The organism is Phaeodactylibacter sp. (assembly GCF_022763345.1).
Lineage (GTDB): Bacteria > Bacteroidota > Bacteroidia > Chitinophagales > Saprospiraceae > Phaeodactylibacter.
In genome coordinates this window covers 21,596-41,071 of the sequence record NZ_JALEGS010000096.1, presented here as the reverse complement: position 1 = coordinate 41,071, position 19,476 = coordinate 21,596, and the positions used below count along the sequence as shown (strand labels likewise).

The following is a 19,476-nucleotide window of genomic DNA, read 5'->3' as shown; positions in this document are numbered from 1 at the left end:
TTCGAACCTGCACGGAGTGGTTTTGCCCGGAGGCTAATCCCATAATCTCCACCCCCGAGACGGGAGGGCGCGGCTGCCAGTTTCGCCACCTCACAGTGTTTTTGAAAATTTGCAACACTTTTGCTGCTTTCGATAATACAAATTTAAGCCAAGCTCTGTTTTATTGCAAATTTTACAATAAAAAATAAAAATAAATAGAACGGGACTAAAACAAGACAGGCTTTATTAGCAATTTGCCAATAAAGCCTGTGATATGCAGTTGTTTTTTGAAAATTTCAAAAGAAGAGGTCAAGCTTTGGCATTTTATAACATAGAAGTGTCTTTTTGTTGCATAAAATGTAAAGCTGGACGGTTGTGGCTAGCCTACGGCTACGGATTGCATCAAAAAGGCACAGATCAAAGCTCCGTAAGTACCCAACGCATAACCCAGCACCGCCATTAGTACGCCCACAGGGGCAAGAGCCGGGCTGAAGGCAGAAGCTACAATTGGCGCAGAAGCGGCACCGCCCACGTTCGCCTGACTGCCCACCGCTACGAAGAAGAAAGGTGCCCGTATGATTTTAGCCGTAATCAGCAGGGTAGTCACGTGGATGAGCATCCAAACGATACCGATGGCAAACAGCCCCAGGTTTTGAAGTACTTCGCCCAGGTTCATTTTCATACCTATAGTTGCTACCAGGATGTAGATGAACACACTGCCCCAGCGCGAAGCACCCACGCCCTCCAGTTTCCTGGCTTTGGAAAAGGATAACCCCAGGCCCAGTGTGGTAGCGATGACAATCAGCCAGAAGAAACCGGACATGAGGGAGTTCAGCCGGGCAGCTTCCAGCGCCGCTTTAAACTGACTAACCCAGGGGACGATCACATCTGAGCCCCAGTGTGCCAGTGAGACCCCCCCGAAGCTTACTGCGAGCAACACAAAGGTCTCCGTAGTGGAAGGAATTTTAGCCACACTCGCCTGATAGTCAGAAACCCGCTGCTTAAGGTCGGTAATAGCGCTGTTGTCTGCTTTGAGCCGTCGGTCAAGCTTATCTGAAATGCTGGCCCCGTAGAGCAGGAAGCCCATCCATATGTTGGCCACTACCACATCCACCACAATCATGGAGGCAAAGAGGTTGTCCTTTACATCAAAGATCTCTTTCATGGCGGTTTGGTTGGCACCGCCGCCGATCCAGCTGCCGGCTACGGTAGACAGGCCCCTCCAAAGTTCGTCATTGGTAACAGGGATAAGCTCAGGGAAAACATTCACGATGAGCAGCAGGGCAATAGGGCCGCCGAGGATAATACCAAAGGTAGCAGCAACAAACATGATAAGTGCCTTCGGCCCGAGGTTCAGGATGCCCTTAAAGTCAATACCCAGGCACAACAGCACCAAACTGGCAGGTAGCAGGTATCGGGAAGCCACAAAGTAAAGCTGTGATTTAACCACGAACTTTTTCAGGTCTTCCTTCGGAATATTTTGATCGGTAATAACCTGTTTGAGGGTGCTCCAGCTTGCATGGTCTGTGAGGTTGGGGGCAATACCACTATCACGGAAGTGCTCTGCCATAGCCCCAAGATCATACCAGGAAGGGGCAATCAGCCCAAGCGGCCAGTGCAACAGGGCTGGAAGGAAGTAGCACAGCAAAAGTGGCGGCACGTAAGTATAGAATTTCTTCCAGCCTGATTTTTCGCTGGCGGAAGTTACAAAAACCAGGGCCAGCACACTGATGAGCAGCCCGAGAATCACCGCATCGTTGGTAAAGAAAGGTTGAGTCATTTTTAGTTGGATGTTCGTTGGCCTAAATATACCAATTTCCATCTCCCTGCGTAAATTGTATCTTGCAGGCAAAAATCCGGTATGGAGGATCAGGACTTTATGAGCGTCGCCATAGAACTGGCCAAGGCAGGAGTGGAGCAGGGCCTGGGTGGTCCCTTTGGTGCGGTGGTGGTTAAAGACGGCGTTATCATCGGACGGGGGCAAAACCGGGTGCTGGCTGATGCAGACCCCACTGCCCACGCTGAGGTGGTGGCGATCCGTAATGCCTGTGCGCACCTGGGCAGCTTTCAGCTCGACGGCTGTACGCTGTACACCTCCTGCGAGCCCTGCCCCATGTGCCTGGGAGCGATCTATTGGGCCCGCCCGGACCGTATGCTCTATGCCTGTACACGGCACGATGCAAGTGCAGTAGGCTTTGATGACGGAATGATTTACGAAGAGCTTAACCGGCCAATGGAAGAGCGCCGTATTCCCACACAGCAGTGCATGCGCAATGAAAGCCTGGAAGCTATGGAGCTTTGGGCCCGCAAAACTGATAAAACCGAATATTAATGATGAACTTCACTGTAAATGGCAAACGGATAGCGCTCGTGCTGGGCGTAGTGATTGCCAATATCGTGTTCGATCAGGTTACCAAAAGCATGGCTCGGGAGCAACTTATGGGCGCCGGGCAGATTTCCTACCTGGGCGATTTCTTCCGCCTCTCCTTTGTAGAGAACCGCGGGGCTTTTCTCAGCCTTGGCGCTGATATGTCAGAGCAATTGCGCTATTGGGGCCTGAAAGTCCTGCCTGTTCTGCTTCTGATCGGGCTGCTGGGATATACACTGTTCTCGCCAAACCTGAGCAAGCTGCAAATCCTGGCCTTTGCCTTTATCCTGGGCGGCGGCATTAGCAATGTGTACGACCGGCTCCTTTACAATCAGGTTGTCGATTTTATGAATATGGGCTTCCCCAGTCTGCGCACCGGTATTTTTAATTTTGCCGATGTCTCCATTATGGTGGGGCTGGGGCTGATGCTGCCGGAATTGTTCAGGAGGTCGCCGGAAAAGTAGAAAATTTTTCTTTTCAGCGCTCTTCAGAGGGGGTAGACGCCCGCCCCGCTTCCGGCAAGCCCCAGTGATAGCGGACCGCTACGATGCGCAGGGCAATGATGAACAACACCGTGCTCATCACGCTGTAGTCGTAAGGCAGACCGGTTTGCCGGAGGATGAGGAAAAGTACGGCACCCGCCACACAAGCCGTGGCGTAAATCTCACTTCTGAAAATCAGCGGCTCCACATTGCAAAGCGTATCACGGATGACCCCGCCAAATACCGCAGATACCGTGCCCATCATCACGGCGATGACCGGCGATATGCCGAAGTCGAGGGTCTTGGTCAGCCCCAAAATGGTAAACAAGCCAATCCCGATCGTATCGAAGAGAAACATCGTGCGCCGAAGCTTGTAGATATAAGGCTGAAAAAGATAACCGAAGGAAGCCCCGCAACCGATGGCGATGAGGTAGTTGAGGTCCTGCATCCATCCCACCGGCGTTGCCCCGATAAGCATGTCCCGCACACTGCCGCCACCTACCGCAGTGATAAAAGCGATGACAAACCCGCCGAACAAGTCAAATCGCTTATTGGCTGCCGTCAGCATTCCGCTAATGGCAAAGACAAAAGTCCCCACGATATCCAATGCGTAAATCAGGTCCATGCTATATGCCTTTGCGGCAAATGTACAGCCATTTGATAAAAGTCATCCTGTGGCTTTGATTATTATCATCGCAATTGAAGTGGTCAGGCTCTACATTTGGGGTAGAGATAATACCTAACCATTATGATGTCCTTAAGCCAAGCCACAATGAGTACAAGCAAAAGCCAAAAAATAGAACCTTTCCAGATTCGGCAGGGGATGCTTGCCCTGGAGCTGGGAAGTACGGACAATAAAACCCTGGAGTACCTTGACTTTCTGACAGGTCAGGTGCCTACCGGGGCGATTTATTTCCTGCATGTGCTGCCTCGGTTTGATGTGCTGAATTCTATGCTGGGCCGCGAAGCGGAGGGCATGATCAGCAATTACGAGATCAACGATGAGGTAGTCACCAAAATGGACCGGGAGATTCGTGCCCGGATGAGCACGCACGAAGGCATGCATGTGGAATTTGACGTCAAGGAGGGCTCCCCACTAGAGCAACTGCTGGAAGATGCCAAGGATGTGAACGCAGACTTGGTCATCATTGGGCAGAAAAGCGGGGTAAGCCGGCACGGGATTTTGGCCAAGAACCTGGCCCGCCGCGCACCTGGCAACACCCTGATCGTACCTGACCGTTCCAAGGTACAGCTCAAGCGTATCCTGGTACCGATTGACTTCTCGCAGCATTCCATCAACGCTATGCGCAATGCGCTGGCGCTGAACGCAAGCCTGGAAACACCCGCTGAAATTGTTGCGGTCAACATCTACGAGATGCCTAACCTCAGCGTGTACAAAATTCAGCGTACCCGGGCACAGTTCGAAAAAATGCTGCGGAAAGACCACGAAGAAGCCTTCGAAGCTTTTCTGAACACGCATTTCCCGGACCACAAAGACCAAATCCGCATCGAACTTATCATGCAGGAAGCACCGGGCATCGCCCAGTACCTGATGGAGTTTGCTACGGCAGAGGAGGCAGATATGATCGTCATGGGTGCCAAAGGGCACTCCAAGGTCGAACTGCTCCTGCTTGGCAGCGTCACAGAAAAGCTGCTGGCCATCAATGAACACATTCCGACCCTCGTGGTCAAGTAAGATACCATACCCTAACCAGGTATTAAGAATCTATTTAGTGAGGTTAGTTTTTCGGGAGGCCGCCAAAATCTGATTTTGGCGGCCCTTTCCCTCAGCCTCAGCCAAATTTAACCAAATCAGGCACAGCCCGGCTGTGCAGCAAAAGTCAATGCTATGATTATTTCTGATAGCAAAACCATACGGGATATTCAAGCCGAATTCCACCGGACCTTTCCAGGACTGAAGATCGAATTCTATAAACAGGCCCACGAGTCTGGTCAGGGCTCGCCGGTCAAAGAGCGGATTGATGCGGACCTGAAGCTTAAGTTTGTGCGGGAGGTACATAATAAAGAAGATTTGGAAATCGACCCGTCTTTGACCGTGGCTTCCTTTGAGCAGCTCATGGCGGACCGTTTCGGCCTCAACGTACAGGTCTTCCGCAAATCCGGCAACCTGTGGATGCAAACCACCTCTACAGACCACTGGGCACTGCGGGAACAAAACCGTAAAGGTGCCTCCTCTGAAAGCCACTACAACGAAAAGCACAACGTATGATCACATCAACGGTCGCAGTAAGCGATATTATGACGAAGCATGTCCTTTTTGCCAAGCCCGGGCAGGCGTTTGCCGAAGTGGCCCGACTCTTTGCAGAAATGGATATCCACCACCTCCCTGTCACCGATGCGAATGACAAGCTGATTGGTATCATCAGCGCTAATGATGTGATGCGTGGTTTTAGCCGCCGGCTTTTCAACAGCCCCGACGGCTCCATTCCCCTCGATCAGTCTTTAACGGTTGCTGACCTGATGACAAGCAACCCGGTCTATTTAACGCCGGCCAATTCTATTCAAAAAGCCGCAGAACTGTTTGCACGCCACCGCATTCAGTGCCTCCCGGTAGTGGAAGGCACCCGGGTGGTGGGCATCATCACGACACGCGACCTGGTGAAACACTTCGCCGACATCTAAGATTAAATTGGCTTTTGCGACTAGGATGAGGGGCGGCCGCCATTGATTGGTGGCTGCCCTTTTCTATAGCGATTTCCTACTGTTCCTCACGGAGCGCTTTCACCGGAGCGGATTGCAAGACCCGGACCACCATGAAGCTAACGGCTATGACGGAAACCAGCAAGGTAATCAAGCCGGCCAAAAGGAAAACAGCCGGCTGTACGGTGATCCGATAGGCAAAGCCCGACAACCATTCCTGAACGCCCAAATAGGCTAGCGGGGCAGCTACCAGCAACGCTATGCCGATCAGAAGCACATACTCCCGGTTGAAACGCAACAGTATATCCCGGTGGCTGGCACCCAGAATTTTGCGGATGCCAATCTCTTTGCGTTTCAGTGTCGTTAAAAAAGCCGTAAGCGCTATAAGCCCAATAATGGCAACCAGAAATGCAGTCAGGCTGAAGTAAATACTCAGCTTAGCAATTCGTTGTTCCTTTTGGTACAGCTCCTCAATGTTTTGCGATAGAAAACTGTGCACAAAGGCTTTATCCAGGTTGAGCGCTTCGTAACGCGTTTTTACCGCTTCAATAATGGCTGAAGGGGAAAGCCCCTGATACCCGATGGAGGCCCAGCGGACATAGCCCGGATCCTTATATACTGTGAGAAACATCGGGGTTACCCTTTCGCGCAAGGAGAACATATTGATATCCTTAAAAGTGCCTGCAATGGAGAAGGGGAAGCCTACCTCGCCGGTTTCTTCATCGGTATATTCCGGTTCTTCGATGATGGTTTGCCCAATCAGGGCTTCCCGGCTTAGCCCAAACTGATTCATAAGCTTTTGGGCCAGGGTTTCATTGATCAGGACGACCGATTTTGGTGCCTGCTCCGGATCGTTGATGTATTCAGGCACGGAGGTTTCTATATTGAGAATATCGACCGCGCTGTAATCCAGTGATATATCGTAGGCATCGTCAAATACCTGGTCCGTACCCGCCAGTTTGTAAGTCGTTTGGTTGAAGGGGTTGCGGCCCAGCGGGCTGCCGGAGCCTACATCAGTGACTTCAGGAATTTTCAACAGTTCATTTCTGAAAACCTCAAACCGGCTGCTGTCTTCTGATAGATTGACATACAGCACCTGGTTTTTGTCAAAACCGAGGTCTGCCCGTTGAATAAACTGTAGCTGCTGATTGACCAGCAGGGTAAGGCTGCAGAGCCCGATGAGCAGTACGAACTGAAAGGTAATGATGGCTTTGCGCGTAGAAAGGCCAGCGGCGGCAGTCCGGGCGGCATTGCCCCGAAAGAGGTGTATAATTCGCTGCCGGGCCAGAAAAACGGCCGGGTACAAACTGGAAAACAACCCAACGATAAGGCTCAGTCCCACCAGCACAATCAATAGCCAGGGTTGGTCCAGCACAGTAGCTGTTAAGGCTGTTCCCATAAAAGTATCAAAGCGAGGAAGGAGCCACCACAGGCCAAGCAGTACCACAGGAAGCGTCAGGAAACTGAGAAAGATGGCTTCCAGCAGGAACTGATTGGAGACCTGCCCCACGCTGGCTCCAAATAGCTTACGCATCCCGATCTCCCGGGAGCGCCCGGCATTCATCGCAATGGATAAATTGGTGTAATTGCTTACCGTCAGCAACAGTATGATGGCTGAGATGACTCCAATGATGTACAGGTACCGTTTATCCCCCGGTGGCTTTAGCTCGTATAGCATATCCGAGTTGAGGTGAATGGAGGTAAGGGGTTGCAGGATAGTCCCGCCAAATAGCTCGCTATCCGCTAAATTGGTATTGATGTTGCCCATATTGTCGTCAATCCGTTGCCGGACCGCATCAACGGATACTCCGGCTGCGAGTTCGAGGTAGGTACGGGAGCCCCAGTAGGCTATTTTGTCCCGGTGCAGGGCTATGCTGAAGTCAAAATGGGCATTGGGAGGGAGGTCTTCAATGACTCCCACGATGGTGTAATCTTCCTCTGTGGTGCTTAAGGTCTGCCCGAGCAGTTCCTCCTCTTTCCAGTCCTTGCCAAAGAAACGTTCGGCCTGTTTTTCCGTGAGGAGAGCGGTGTTCAAATCCTGGCTGAATGCCTCAGCGCTTCCGAGCACAAAGGGCCACTGGAAAAAATCGAAAAAGGCTTGTGGGGTATTGGTATGGAGGAGGTCTTCCGTAGGCAGTTCTTTGCCATTGATGCGAAGGAGTTCAGGCTGGCCAAAGGTGAAAAAGTGGCAGGCGCTGCGTACCCCCTGAACCTCCCGCAGCCCGTTGATCTGCTTCATCTGCACTTCGGGAGCGGCCCCGTAGTAGCCGTTAAAGCTGATTACACTGTAGTCCTGCGACCGGAAGGTGCGGCCCATGCGGTACTTTTGTGCTACGCCCGGTACAAATTGGTCGTAACTGGTTTCGTAATCCAGGTACAGTAACGCCAGCGCCGTGGTCAGAATACCGATAGACAGGCAAACGTAATTGATAGTGTTGTAGAACCCTTTTCGGCGTAGGTTCCGGCTGGCAATTTTCAGGTAATTGGGCAGTATGAAAGCAAAAGTACTTTTCCAGAAAGCGTACCAGGGACGGCTCTGGGCTGAGGACTCAAAAGCCCGGTAGTCGGGGCCATCCGGTGGAAGCACGCGCTTTTTTGCTGCTTCGAAGGCTGGCTCAGGTGCAAGCCCCCGGATTAAATACTCTTCGTACCGGTCGTGCAGGTTTGCTTCCAGCTCTTCTGCCAGTCCGGGTTCTACACGGCCACTCTGCTGCAGCTGCTTACGCCAGGCCTGCAGTGCCTTTTCAATATCAAATGCCATAAAATATATCGTTATCAGCTGCCAGGTTTACTAATGGATACCAGCAGCTCTTTTGAAACCAATTACCTGTCAATTAAAATTTATGGAAATTAAGCCGGTGTATATCCCTCTGTGCCCATGCCCCAGAGCTTGATAAAAACCTGGTTGACGTTGAGCCACTGCCGGCGCTCTTCTTCCAGCCGTTCTTTGCCTGCCGCTGTGATGCGGTAGTATTTCCGGCGGCGGCCGCTTTCGGTTTTTACCCACTGAGACTGCACCAGCCCTTCCTTTTCCATACGCGACAGTACCGGATAGAGCATCGCATCCGTCCATTCGAGCTCGCCTTCGGATAGGCGCTCTACTTCCTTAATGATTTTGTAGCCATAGTTCTCCCCATAGGATAAAATGGACAGCACGAGAGGTTTTGTGGAGGCGGCTACGAGTACTTTGGTGGCCATAGTATTTATTTTTTATTGTTTTGGAGATATGCTTCCTCTGATAGTAAGGTTTTGCCATCGAAGAGCTCAATAATGCGCTGCGCATGGCTGGCGTCCTCTTTGGAGTGGGTGACCATAACGATGGTAGCCCCCTGCTGATGAAAGTGGGCCAGCTTGTCCATCACCGCCCGGCTGTTTTCGGAGTCCAGGTTGCCCGTTGGCTCATCGGCCAGTATAATGGCAGGCTCGGTAACAATAGCCCGGGCAATGGCAACGCGCTGCTGCTGCCCGCCTGATAGCTGTTGCGGGAAATGGTCGCGGCGGTGCATCATGTCCAGGCTGGCCAAAGCCTGTTCTGTTCGCTCACGCCGTTCTTTAGATGGCACTTTAAGGTAAATCAGCGGGAGCTCGATGTTTTCAAAAGCCGTCAACTCATCAATGAGGTTGAAGCTCTGGAAAATAAAGCCCATGTTGCCTTTTCGGAGGTTGGCTTTTTCCCGGGCGGACTGCCTTGAGGTGTCGTGCCCGTTGAACCAGTATTGCCCTTTGGATGGCGTATCGATCATACCCATTAAGTTGAGCAGGGTAGATTTGCCACTGCCGGAGGGGCCCATTATGGCTACAAACTCGCCGGGGAGTATATCCAGGTCCACCCCATGAACAGCAGCGGTTTCGATTTGATCGGTGTAGTGGTACTTGTGCACCCCGCGCATCCGGACGACGGGCGGGCGTTGGTGATGTTCTGACATGTTAATTCAAATTGAGGGTTTCGTAATCTTCAAAGCGGTCATAGCCCGAACGGATGATTTTATCACCCGCTTCCAGGCCGCTGAGCACTTCAAAGTAATCAGGGTTGCGCCGCCCTAGCTCGATCGTGCGTTTTTGGGCTTTGCCCTCTTTCAGGACATACACCCAACTACCACCGGTACTGGCATAGAAGTTTCCGTTGGGTAATAAGGTCCGTTCGGATGGCGTGCCAAAAAACAGGCGTAGCCGGAGCGACTGACCGCGGATCAGAGCGGCGGTTTTCGCACGAGGGGCATTGATGCCTGCCTCAATGCGAAATCGCCCTTCTGTAACAGTCGGATATATCTTTTCGACCTGGAGTTCCAGCGTGTCACCGTTGAGGATAACTTCGCCTTTCTGGCCGTTTGTGATCTTGTTCAGGTAAAACTCATCTGCCTGGGCAACAACTTTGGGCTGTTCGAGGCTGTAGACCTGCCCAAGCCGTTCCCCACTTTCCACCGCCTGCCCGGTTTGTATTTGGAAATCTGTCAGCTGCCCGCCCGCCGGCGCCTGAACCCAGAGACGGTCGAGTATGCTGCGAACGGCGGTTAAGTTGTCTATGATTCGCTGCTCCGATGCCGCCATTTGCTTCAATTGGGTAAGACGGGCAAGCGAGTCGCTGCGGAACGCACTGGAGAGAATATTTTGTCGCTGCTGCAAATAGTAATAACGATTGGCCACCGGCTCGAAATCCTGTATCGCAATAACACTATCTTTCAGCAATTGCTGGTTGCGCTCAAAAGCTTTTTGCTGGAGCGCCAGCTGATAGCGGACTTCCGCCAGCCGCTCCTGTTGGCTAAGGTTATTTTGATTGAGCAGCAGAGCTGTTTGCTGTTGATTATTGAGCTGTTCAATCAGCTGAGATTCCCGCTGTAGCACTTCAAGCTGCAGGTCAGCATTAGCCAGGCGCATGAGCGTATCTCCCTTTTTCACCGGCGTGCCATTTTCTGCGTATAGGCGTTCTACGCTCCCGGCAACTTTACTGTCGACATAAAACAACTCTCGGGGCTCTACCTGCCCGGTCAGGTTGATATACTCGAAAAACGGTGCACGAACCACTGTTCCAATGCTTAATGCTTCCCGTTCGAGAGAAATCGAGGATTGATAATCCCAGTTTGCAGCCGCATAGACAGCAGCTGCGAAGCCTGCCACACCGGCAGTTAGCCAGATGTACTTGCGGAAGCTTTTATTGTTTGTACGCTGTTTATCCATAACTTGATACCTAATGTTGTTAGGTTTGTATACCTAACGGTGTTAGGGTTTTTATGGTTGCGAGATTCCTCGTTTTTTTTCGTTACGATAAAAAAAGAGAAAATGGTTAGGGGGGGCAATGGATCACAATCCGGCTATACAAGCAAAGGGGGCTGCTTCGTTGGAAGCAGCCCCCTCATTCTTCAAAGTTTGGAATAATACTATTGCTTTAGCTTCTGAATGTCACTAAGCGATTTTGTTTTTGGCCTCGGCCAATGCCTTATCCAGCCCGGAAGCATCTTTACCGCCCGCAGAAGCAAAGAACGGCTGTCCACCGCCGCCGCCTTTGATGGCTTTGGCCAGCTCCCGGATCATATTTCCGGCATGCAGGCCGTGGCTTTCCGTCAATGATTTGCTGATGACGATAGTGAGCTGTGGCTTGCCATTGGCTACTGCTCCAAAGATGATGAAGGCATTGCCCAGCTCCTCCTCCAGTTGGTAGGCAAGGGTTTTTATCGCATTGGCATCATCGAGTGGCAGTTTGGCGCTGAGGAAGTTGACTTCGCCAATGGTTTCCACCTTTTCCTTCAGCCCACCTTTGAGGGCATTGGCTTGTTCCGTGCGCAGGCGTTCCACCTCTTTTTTGAGTGCTTTGTTTTCGTCCTGAAGGGCGGCCACACTTTTGGCGACATCCTTTGGGCTTTTCAGCAGTTGGCGCACGTCCTGCAGGGCGTCGAGTTCCTTTTGGATGTAGGTCGCCGCGTGGTCGGCTGTAACCGCTTCGATACGGCGTACTCCGGCAGCAACGGCGCTTTCAGACAATATTTTGAAGAGGCCGATCTCACCAGTGGCAGCTACATGCGTACCCCCGCACAGCTCGCGGGAGAAGTCGCGGTCGAAGGTGATGATGCGGACGTTCTCTCCATACTTTTCACCGAATAGCATTAACGCACCGGAGGCCTTGGCTTCCTCGATAGGCACCTCGCGTTCTTCTTCCAGCTGAATGTTGCGGCGTATTTGTGCATTAACGCGGTCTTCCACCTGCTGTACTTCCCCGGCTGTCATGCTTTGGAAATGGGAAAAGTCGAAGCGCAGGCGTTTGTCGTCTACGTTCTGCCCTTTCTGCAGTGCATGCTCGCCCAGGATTTCGTGCAGGGCAGCGTGCATAAGGTGTACGGCGGAGTGGTTGCTCGCGGTAGCCTGCCGCCTGACCGTATTCACCTCGGCACGTACCGGCGCTTCTATATTTTCCGGGAAGGCCTTAACGATGTGAATGATCAGCTCGTTTTCCTTTTGGGTATCAATAACCGGCACCTTCTCTTCCCCGAAGAAGAGCAGGCCGGTATCCCCTGCCTGTCCGCCGCTCTCTGCGTAGAAAGGGGTACGGTTCAGGACCACCTGGAATTGTTTTTTCTGCTTGATATCGACAGTTCGGTATTTGAGAACGTGAGCGCCCTCTACTGTCAGGTGGTCGTAGCCTACAAACTCCACTTCTTCGCCATCGCGGACGATATGCCAGTCGCCTACTTTTTTGTGGGCATCAGCGCGGGCGCGGGCTTTTTGGGCTGCGAGTGCGGCTTCAAAGCCAGCTTCATCCACTTTCAGCATCCGCTCTTCGGCCATCAGGCGGGTGAGGTCGATGGGGAAACCATAAGTGTCGTAAAGGCTGAAGGCATCTTCTCCCTGAATGACGCCGTCTTTGGGTTCAATGCTTTCGAAGCGGCTAATGCCTTTTTCGAGGGTATTCAGGAAGGTCTTTTCTTCTGCTTCAATGATCTTGGCGATCTGCCCCTGCTGCGCTTTGAGTTCAGGGAAGAAATTGCCCATTTCGGCCACCATTACCGGCAGCAGCTGATGGATCATTGGGGCATTCACGTCGAGGAAGGAATAGTAATACCGAACTGCCCGGCGGAGGATACGGCGGATGACATAGCCTGCACCGGTATTGCTTGGCAACTGCCCGTCGGCAATGGTGAAGGCCACAGCACGAAGGTGATCGGCTACGACCCGCATCGCCATGTCTGATTTGGCGTCCGGAGAAAAGCTGCCACCATATTTTTTGCCGGTCAGTGCTTCGATTTTGCGGATGATGGGGGTGAAAACATCCGTATCGTAGGTAACTGTTTTACCCTGCAGCACCATGCACAAGCGCTCAAAGCCCATACCGGTATCCACATGCGAGGCTTTCAGTTTTTCCAGTGAGCTATCGGCCTTACGGTTGAACTGAATGAAGACGTTGTTCCAGATTTCGATGACTTCCGGGTGGTCCATGTTTACCAGATCGCGGCCGGGCACTTCTGCCTTGCGGGCATCGCTGCGCAGGTCGATGTGGATTTCAGAGCAAGGTCCGCAGGGGCCGGTATCGCCCATCTCCCAGAAGTTATCCTTTTTATTGCCGTAGAGAATATGGTCTTCCGGCAGGTATTCGAGCCAGAAAGTCTTTGCCTCCTCATCGGCGGGCAGCCCCTCTTCCTCATCGCCGCCAAAGACAGTGGCGTAGAGATTTTCTTTGGGGATACTATAGACTTCGGTTAGCAATTCCCACGACCAGGCGATCGCTTCCTTCTTGAAATAATCGCCAAAGGACCAGTTGCCCAGCATTTCGAACATCGTATGGTGGGTGCCATCGCGGCCCACATCTTCGAGGTCGTTGTGCTTACCGGATACCCGCATGCACTTTTGGGTATCCGCAATCCGCGGCACTTCGGGCGTTTGGTTGCCCAGGAAGTAGTCCTTGAACTGATTCATCCCGGCATTGGTAAACATCAGGGTCGGGTCATCCTTGCTGACGATAGGGGCCGAAGGGACGATTTTATGCCCTTTTGATTCAAAAAAATCCAAAAAAGCCTGTCTGATCTCTTGTGCGGTCATGTATTTCTTGCTTTTGAAGGGGCGAAGATAGCAGTAAGTCTGCAGTTTTGGAAAGCTCCGAACGGCTATTTATTGCAGGAAAAGGAAATGTTAAATATTCTTAAATAGTAAGGATTTCCTAAGTTGTTTGCGCATATTTGTGAATCGGTAATACCGAATCCTACCCATGAACAGGATGAACAATCCTCTGATTACCCAATTTGCTATATACACTCAACCCCATTTACCCTTCGATACATGCTATTGTGCATGCATTGAGTTTCATTATTTCGTAAACACATGGGTCAAGGGTTCGTTTTTTGATTACAAAAAGTGCAAAAAGTAGTTACCTACGCTTTGTAATGCCAAAAGTGGCAGTTACATTTGGCGCTGACCGGTAGAAGCTGAACCGGTAACTGAGAACGAACACAAGCTACGTAAAGCCGCTTTTGGAGGGAACACAAAGTGTGCTTGCGGGGGGAACCTAAATTTCAGTAACTATTTACTCAAAAAAAGTGCCGGCATGGCACTGGAATTGACAACTGACTTTTGGTTTCATTTGGCTAAGACATAACACGCATGGGAAAAGAAAAATTTGTTTACAACACGCAGACGCTCCGATACGAAAAAGTGGAGGAGACGACGACGCAGAAAGTGTTGAGATGGCTTGGGTTTACTTGTGCAGTCGTAGTTGCTGCATTTTTCCTCAAAGTTGCAGCTGATAAGTGGCTGCCTTCCCCACAGGAACGGGCGCTCCGGCAGGAGATTAAGTTCATGGAGGAAAATTACAAGGAACTACAGGAAGAATTGGGACAGCTTCGTACTGTCCTTAATGGTGTACAGGAGCGCGATGCTTACGCGCACCGCATGGTCTTCGGAATGGACCCCATCGATGAAGGGGTTTGGGAAGGCGGTGTTGGTGGCCACGATAAATACGAGAATCTTCGTCAGTTTTCTATCGGAGATCTGATGGCTGAAGTTTCTCAGGATGTGGACATGCTGAAGCGTCAGCTCGACCTGCAGTCCCGCTCCCTCGATACCATCCTTAATATGGCTAAGGAGAAGGAAAAAATGCTTGCCGCTATTCCTTCTATCAAGCCTGTCCGTTCGGATAAGCTGGCACGCAAGGTTGGCTTGCTTTCCGGCTTTGGACGGCGCATTCACCCGATCTACAAAATACCTAAGATGCACTACGGCATCGACTTTACAGCACCAAAGGGTACCCCAATTCAGGCCACAGGTGCAGGTAAGGTAATCAAAGCCGGACGCGGGTCCGGTTATGGTAACCGGGTGATTATTGATCATGGCTACGGATATCAAACCCTCTATGCGCACATGAAACGCATTGATGTCAAGGAGGGCGATACTGTGGTACGCGGTGATCAGATCGGTCTGGTCGGTAACACTGGAGCTTCCACTGCGCCTCACTGCCACTACGAAGTGATGGTGAACGGCGCAAAAGTCAACCCCATCCACTATTGCATGGACGGTTTGAGCCCTGAGGAGTATCAGGAGCTGGTCCGCGCGGCGGAAATGCCCAACCAATCATTTGATTAAACAATCAGGAAAATATACTTAATGGCACGATTATCATCTGGCCGCAAAAAAGGCTTCCGTTCAGGAGGTCTTTTTTGCTTTGCACCACATCAGATTATGACCCTTCTCGCCTTTTTGATGCTGAGCAGCTGTCAGGCAGAAGCGAATGCAAATGTAGAAAGCAGGGCTACCCGGGCGAAGGTGGTCCAGGACACGGTACCGGCAGGCACGATACTGGCAGATACCGCACAGGCTTTGCAGGCACCCGTTGCTCCATCTACGTATACTTTTGTTGGGGTAGGGGATATGATGCTCGGTACCAATTATCCGTCAGCCTCCTATCTGCCTCCACAGGGCGGCACTACGATGCTGGCGCACGTGGAAGATTTGCTCAAGGATGCGGATGTCACTTTTGGGAACCTGGAGGGCACTATCCTGGATGAGGGTGGTACGGCCAAGCGCTGCAATAACCCGAAAGCCTGCTACGTCTTCCGCTCCCCGGAAAGCTACGCGAAGCACTTTCAAAAGGCAGGTTTCGACTTCCTCAGCATTGCCAATAACCACTCCGGCGACTTTGGGCTGACGGGGCGTAAGCGCACCAAGGCGGTATTAGCTGAGGTGGGCATTGCCTATGCTGGCCTGGCTGGCTCAGACGAGTATGCCATCATTGAGCGGAACGGGCTAAAGGTGGGCATGGCGGCCTTTGCGCCCAACTCAGGCACCGTGAGTATTCACAACTACGCCAAAGCCCGGGAAATCGTGGGCAAACTCGAAGCCGAATGCGATGTGGTCATTGTTTCCTTCCACGGGGGAGCGGAAGGCGCCAAGCATCAGCATGTGCCACGCGCCCGCGAGACCTACTACGGTGAGAACCGCGGCAACGTATACGAATTTGCCCACGCTATGGTGGATGCCGGTGCGGATATCATTTTCGGGCACGGACCTCATGTGACCCGTGCGATGGAGCTTTACAATGACCGACTGATTTGCTACAGCCTGGGTAATTTTTGTACCTATGGCCGCTTCAACCTTCGGGGAGAAGCCGGGATTGCCCCTCTGGTGCAAGTCGAGGTGGATGCGGAAGGGAAGTTTGTGGGCGGCCAAGTTACGCCGGTCTACCAAAGCTACAACCACGGCCCTAAAGTGGACGCCCAAAACCGGGCGATCAAGACCCTGCTCCGCCTCAACGCCGCGGACTTCCCCGAGTCGCCTCTGATCCTAGGAGAAGACGGCACCCTGAGCAAAAAACAATAATGCCCGGTATGGAATACCTGCCCCTGTCTGATGGCAGCCGGCTGGCCTATGACTGGCAGCCCGATGGAGACGGTGCCCCGCTGGTCTTCCTCAACGGTATTTTGATGAACCTGCGATCCTGGAAGGGGCAATCGGGCCCGCTTGCTAAAATTTACCCCTGCCTGTTGCATGACTTGCGGGGGCAATTGTACAGCAGCAAAGTATTTCAGGAAAAATGGGCAATGGAAGATCATCTTTCCGATTTAAAAGCTTTGCTGGATGCCCTGGAGATTGAGCGTTGCCACCTGATTGGTACTTCTTACGGAGGCGAAGTAGGGCTGCTTTTCGCGGAAGCCTACCCGGAAAGGGTGCAGTCCCTTTCTGTCATTGCATCCGTGCCCTGGTCGGATGCCCTGCTTAAGCGTCAGGTCCGGCTTTGGCGCGACCTGGCTGAGGTGGACCGCGGATTGCTCTACGATGCTGTGGCAACCTGTTCTTACAGTGGGGTTTTTCTGGAGCGTACCGGCACCTTCTTCGATAGCCGGAAGGCGGAGTTCGCTAAGTTGCCGGACGACTTTTTTACCAGCTTTATGAACTTGTGCGATGCTTTTCTGGGCTTTAACATGTCGCCGGAGACGCTCGCAGGGATTTCCTGCCCGACTTTGCTCATCGGAGCCGGTAGCGATGTGCTTAAGACGCCGGCGTACAGCCGCATCATGGAAGCGCATATCCCCAATGCCACCTACACGGAAATTCCCGGGGCAGGGCATGCCGTTGTCATTGAGCAGCCCAAAACCGTGACCGGATATTTGAAGGCCTTCATCGAAAAGCATGCCTGATTCTGGCAGGGATTGCCTATTTTTATTGTGGGTTAAGCCTCCGGGCGAATATCTATCGTTCCCCGTGCTGGCTGTCAACGCTAGTAGGCGACCACTTTGTTGGGTGCCAGATCGTATCAAAATCGAATATTTTCGTATCAAATCGTATCAGGCATGTGAGGTGATCGTATCTTTATGGCATGAAAGAGAGTGTATATAATTTCCAATTAACTCTAGACTGGAATCTTTTAAGAGTGATCAGCCAAATTGATAGATTTGATGCATCCTGGTCATCCATTGAGAAAAAAGAAGGCCAAAGCTTAAAACAATTAAAATCTATTGCAACCATTAGAAGTGTCGGAGCATCTACAAGAATCGAAGGTTCAAAAATGACGGATGAACAAGTTGAATTCTTGCTGAGCAATATAGACATTTCTAAAATTGAAGATAGAGATTCACAAGAAGTAGTGGGATATTTCAATGTCCTTGACATCATTAGTGACTCATATGAACAGATAGAAATCTCTGAAACAAATATTAAAAATCTACATAATCAACTTCTGAAGTATAGCAAAAAAGATGAATGGCATAAAGGTGATTATAAACAACATACGAATGCTGTTGAGGCAAGATTTCCAGATGGAACTAATCAAATCATTTTTAAGACCACTGAACCTGGATTTCCTACAGAAGATGCGATGAGAAAATTAATGGAATGGTACAAACAGGAAAAGGAAGTCCATCCGATAATCAAAACAGCTGCTTTTGTTTATGATTTTGTGAGTATCCACCCTTTTCAAGATGGTAATGGAAGACTGAGTAGATTGTTGACTACGCTTCTATTACTGCAAACTGGATACAACTGGATTCAATACGTAAGTTTTGAACATAAAATCGAAAATCGGAAGAAAAGTTATTACAAATGTTTGAGAAGCTGTCAAGCTCAGAGGCCGAATGAAGATATTACTGAGTGGATAGACTTTTTCTTGGAATCGTTAATCAATGTTCAAAATAAGCTTGCAAAAAAATTAGAGGTTTCAGGTATCGAAAACAAATTATCACCAAAAGATAAAGCTATTTATATTTACATTTCTGAAAATGCTGGATGTAAATCTGGGGAAATTGCAGATAAATTGAACATTCCCAACCCAACAGTAAAAAGAATTCTATCTGATTTAGTGTCAAAAGAGCTAATTGAAAAATATGGAAAAGGAGCTGGAACAAATTATTCAATAAAATAAAACAAATCCGGCACGTTACGTAGCCGGGGCCGTTAAGTGTATAACCACCTTGCCATGTCTCAACGATACTGCCCCAACTGTTACTACCCGCTACCGGAGCACGGCGAGTACTGTAGCCATTGCAGTCAGAAATATACCGATGGTAAGGTGACCTTTTGGGTGTTGGTTAGTGATTTCTTCGAGTCGGTTCTCAATATTGATTCCAAAATTTTCAAGACCCTGGGGGCGCTTTTTATCCCTGGCAAGCTTACCGAAGCCTACTTCCGGGGGCAGCAGAAACGTTATGTGCCGCCCACCCGCTTGTTTTTTGTAATGGCAGTGATCCACTTTGCAGTGCTGGGCTACCTGGCATTTGGGCAGCTGGAAGAGCAAATGGACGATATGGCCAATGAGACCCGGTACGAAGCTTTTTACAGCGACTTCCGTACAGACCTCGATACCGTGCGGGCAAATGTGGAGGCGCAGTACAATCAAATACCACAGCTCGCTACAGTTTTAGATTCATTGGAGGCTAAGCTGGAAGACCCACGAAAAGACAGCTTTAATTTGGTATATTTTACCGATAGTAATGAATTCGGCACTTTCGAATCTGTAAGCCTGCCCGTTTCCAAGCAGGATTTAATAGAAATGCCGCTCGACAGCCTGCCGGATGCCTACGGGGTGGAAGGTTTCTGGCACCGGTTACAGGTTCGGCAAATTGCCAAGCTCAACCGGGAAGGCGGCGATTTTACCCGTTTTGCACTGGGTAAGCTGATCTGGATGGTGGTGCTGATGATGCCTGCCCTCGCTCTGATCCTGAAGCTGCTCTACATCCGGCGGGGACACTACTATGTGGAGCACCTGGTCTTTAGTTTTCACTACCATGCTTTTGCCTTCCTTCTCGTATCGGTATTATTGATGCTGGCCTATTGGTTTCCGGGCTATTTTGACTCCGGTGAAATGGCTATTCCACTGGGTATGCTGGGGATCGTTTTGTACCTGTACAAAGCCATGCGGCGGTTTTACCGGCAGGGCAGGATCAAGACTTTTATTAAGTTTTGTATTATCAATTTCGCTTACCTGACGTTATTTACTTTCTTCTCGATTCTCACTGCAGTGCTGACCACTTTGACGTTCTGAGCTTACCGTCGTACATTTACGGCAAGTCAATCTTT

The 19,476-nt window shown here is 50.8% G+C and carries 17 protein-coding genes; 10 read left to right on the top strand and 7 right to left on the bottom strand.

Going from position 1 to position 19,476, the window contains the following annotated elements; all coding sequences use genetic code 11:
- Positions 1 to 358 precede the first annotated feature (358 nt).
- Positions 359 to 1,759: a DUF819 family protein gene (locus MRY86_RS24210; protein ID WP_293564789.1), complete on the bottom strand. Its 1,401-nt coding sequence runs from the start codon at positions 1,757 to 1,759 to the stop codon at positions 359 to 361.
- Between the two features lie 81 nt (positions 1,760 to 1,840).
- On the opposite strand from MRY86_RS24210, the gene MRY86_RS24205 reads away from it, so the two are divergent.
- Both MRY86_RS24205 and lspA read left to right on the top strand, forming a co-directional pair.
- Positions 1,841 to 2,311: a nucleoside deaminase gene (locus MRY86_RS24205; RefSeq protein ID WP_293564787.1), complete on the top strand. Its 471-nt coding sequence runs from the start codon at positions 1,841 to 1,843 to the stop codon at positions 2,309 to 2,311.
- Positions 2,311 to 2,811 (top strand): signal peptidase II, encoded by a 501-nt coding sequence (gene lspA / locus MRY86_RS24200; protein ID WP_293564785.1) that lies wholly within the window; start codon positions 2,311 to 2,313, stop codon positions 2,809 to 2,811. The genes MRY86_RS24205 and lspA overlap by 1 nt, the downstream gene beginning before the upstream one ends.
- Before the next feature lie 13 nt (positions 2,812 to 2,824).
- Here the strand turns inward: lspA and MRY86_RS24195 are convergent, their stop codons facing one another.
- Positions 2,825 to 3,454, bottom strand: a complete 630-nt coding sequence (locus MRY86_RS24195; protein WP_293564783.1) for a trimeric intracellular cation channel family protein — start codon at positions 3,452 to 3,454, stop codon at positions 2,825 to 2,827.
- Positions 3,455 to 3,601: 147 nt separating this feature from the next.
- Here MRY86_RS24195 and MRY86_RS24190 point away from each other — a divergent pair, with 147 nt between their 5' ends.
- From MRY86_RS24190 to MRY86_RS24180, 3 genes are all read left to right on the top strand, one after another.
- Positions 3,602 to 4,525 (top strand): universal stress protein, encoded by a 924-nt coding sequence (locus MRY86_RS24190; RefSeq protein ID WP_293564781.1) that lies wholly within the window; start codon positions 3,602 to 3,604, stop codon positions 4,523 to 4,525.
- A gap of 153 nt (positions 4,526 to 4,678) precedes the next feature.
- Complete coding sequence (locus tag MRY86_RS24185) at positions 4,679 to 5,059, top strand: hypothetical protein (RefSeq protein ID WP_293564779.1); 381 nt, start codon at positions 4,679 to 4,681, stop codon at positions 5,057 to 5,059.
- Positions 5,056 to 5,472 carry a CBS domain-containing protein gene (locus tag MRY86_RS24180; RefSeq protein ID WP_293564777.1) on the top strand — a complete coding sequence of 139 codons (417 nt, stop codon included), beginning with the start codon at positions 5,056 to 5,058 and terminating at the stop codon, positions 5,470 to 5,472. Before MRY86_RS24185 ends, MRY86_RS24180 begins: the two co-directional genes overlap by 4 nt.
- A 76-nt stretch (positions 5,473 to 5,548) precedes the next feature.
- Here MRY86_RS24180 and MRY86_RS24175 read toward each other — a convergent pair whose 3' ends face one another.
- The 5 genes from MRY86_RS24175 to alaS all read right to left on the bottom strand — a co-directional run bounded on the left by MRY86_RS24175 (position 5,549) and on the right by alaS (position 13,515).
- A complete protein-coding gene (locus MRY86_RS24175) occupies positions 5,549 to 8,251 on the bottom strand; it encodes an FtsX-like permease family protein (RefSeq protein WP_293564776.1) in 2,703 nt (900 codons plus the stop codon).
- Positions 8,252 to 8,340: 89 nt separating this feature from the next.
- A complete protein-coding gene (locus MRY86_RS24170; RefSeq protein ID WP_293564774.1) occupies positions 8,341 to 8,688 on the bottom strand; it encodes a helix-turn-helix transcriptional regulator in 348 nt (115 codons plus the stop codon).
- A gap of 5 nt (positions 8,689 to 8,693) precedes the next feature.
- On the bottom strand, positions 8,694 to 9,416 hold the full coding sequence (locus MRY86_RS24165; protein WP_293564772.1) for an ABC transporter ATP-binding protein: 723 nt from the start codon (positions 9,414 to 9,416) through the stop codon (positions 8,694 to 8,696).
- Between the two features lies 1 nt (position 9,417).
- Entirely contained in the window at positions 9,418 to 10,665 is a 1,248-nt protein-coding gene (locus tag MRY86_RS24160; RefSeq protein WP_293564770.1) for an HlyD family efflux transporter periplasmic adaptor subunit, read from the bottom strand.
- Between the two features lie 225 nt (positions 10,666 to 10,890).
- Positions 10,891 to 13,515: an alanine--tRNA ligase gene (gene alaS / locus MRY86_RS24155; protein WP_293564768.1), complete on the bottom strand. Its 2,625-nt coding sequence runs from the start codon at positions 13,513 to 13,515 to the stop codon at positions 10,891 to 10,893.
- A gap of 558 nt (positions 13,516 to 14,073) precedes the next feature.
- Between alaS and MRY86_RS24150 the strand changes: the two genes are divergently transcribed.
- From MRY86_RS24150 to MRY86_RS24130, 5 genes are all read left to right on the top strand, one after another.
- The gene (locus MRY86_RS24150; protein WP_293564766.1) at positions 14,074 to 15,051 is read left to right on the top strand and encodes a M23 family metallopeptidase; all 978 of its coding nucleotides are present in this window, start codon (positions 14,074 to 14,076) and stop codon (positions 15,049 to 15,051) included.
- Between the two features lie 21 nt (positions 15,052 to 15,072).
- On the top strand, positions 15,073 to 16,284 hold the full coding sequence (locus MRY86_RS24145) for a CapA family protein (RefSeq protein ID WP_293564764.1): 1,212 nt from the start codon (positions 15,073 to 15,075) through the stop codon (positions 16,282 to 16,284).
- Positions 16,285 to 16,292: 8 nt separating this feature from the next.
- On the top strand, positions 16,293 to 17,102 hold the full coding sequence (locus tag MRY86_RS24140) for an alpha/beta hydrolase (RefSeq protein WP_293564762.1): 810 nt from the start codon (positions 16,293 to 16,295) through the stop codon (positions 17,100 to 17,102).
- A gap of 179 nt (positions 17,103 to 17,281) precedes the next feature.
- Complete coding sequence (locus MRY86_RS24135; RefSeq protein WP_293564760.1) at positions 17,282 to 18,322, top strand: Fic family protein; 1,041 nt, start codon at positions 17,282 to 17,284, stop codon at positions 18,320 to 18,322.
- Between the two features lie 54 nt (positions 18,323 to 18,376).
- A complete protein-coding gene (locus tag MRY86_RS24130; RefSeq protein ID WP_293564758.1) occupies positions 18,377 to 19,441 on the top strand; it encodes a DUF3667 domain-containing protein in 1,065 nt (354 codons plus the stop codon).
- The last annotated feature ends 35 nt before the right edge of the window (positions 19,442 to 19,476 follow it).

Excerpts from the sequence above, each read along its gene's own strand:
- MRY86_RS24210 (WP_293564789.1), bottom strand. The coding sequence starts at position 1,759 with ATGACTCAACCTTTCTTTACCAACGATGCGGTGATTCTCGGGCTGCTC.
- MRY86_RS24205 (WP_293564787.1), top strand. The coding sequence starts at position 1,841 with ATGGAGGATCAGGACTTTATGAGCGTCGCCATAGAACTGGCCAAGGCA.
- lspA (WP_293564785.1), top strand. The coding sequence starts at position 2,311 with ATGATGAACTTCACTGTAAATGGCAAACGGATAGCGCTCGTGCTGGGC.
- MRY86_RS24195 (WP_293564783.1), bottom strand. The coding sequence starts at position 3,454 with ATGGACCTGATTTACGCATTGGATATCGTGGGGACTTTTGTCTTTGCC.
- MRY86_RS24190 (WP_293564781.1), top strand. The coding sequence starts at position 3,602 with ATGAGTACAAGCAAAAGCCAAAAAATAGAACCTTTCCAGATTCGGCAG.
- MRY86_RS24185 (WP_293564779.1), top strand. The coding sequence starts at position 4,679 with ATGATTATTTCTGATAGCAAAACCATACGGGATATTCAAGCCGAATTC.
- MRY86_RS24180 (WP_293564777.1), top strand. The coding sequence starts at position 5,056 with ATGATCACATCAACGGTCGCAGTAAGCGATATTATGACGAAGCATGTC.
- MRY86_RS24175 (WP_293564776.1), bottom strand. The coding sequence starts at position 8,251 with ATGGCATTTGATATTGAAAAGGCACTGCAGGCCTGGCGTAAGCAGCTG.
- MRY86_RS24170 (WP_293564774.1), bottom strand. The coding sequence starts at position 8,688 with ATGGCCACCAAAGTACTCGTAGCCGCCTCCACAAAACCTCTCGTGCTG.
- MRY86_RS24165 (WP_293564772.1), bottom strand. The coding sequence starts at position 9,416 with ATGTCAGAACATCACCAACGCCCGCCCGTCGTCCGGATGCGCGGGGTG.
- MRY86_RS24160 (WP_293564770.1), bottom strand. The coding sequence starts at position 10,665 with ATGGATAAACAGCGTACAAACAATAAAAGCTTCCGCAAGTACATCTGG.
- alaS (WP_293564768.1), bottom strand. The coding sequence starts at position 13,515 with ATGACCGCACAAGAGATCAGACAGGCTTTTTTGGATTTTTTTGAATCA.
- MRY86_RS24150 (WP_293564766.1), top strand. The coding sequence starts at position 14,074 with ATGGGAAAAGAAAAATTTGTTTACAACACGCAGACGCTCCGATACGAA.
- MRY86_RS24145 (WP_293564764.1), top strand. The coding sequence starts at position 15,073 with ATGGCACGATTATCATCTGGCCGCAAAAAAGGCTTCCGTTCAGGAGGT.
- MRY86_RS24140 (WP_293564762.1), top strand. The coding sequence starts at position 16,293 with ATGGAATACCTGCCCCTGTCTGATGGCAGCCGGCTGGCCTATGACTGG.
- MRY86_RS24135 (WP_293564760.1), top strand. The coding sequence starts at position 17,282 with ATGAAAGAGAGTGTATATAATTTCCAATTAACTCTAGACTGGAATCTT.
- MRY86_RS24130 (WP_293564758.1), top strand. The coding sequence starts at position 18,377 with ATGTCTCAACGATACTGCCCCAACTGTTACTACCCGCTACCGGAGCAC.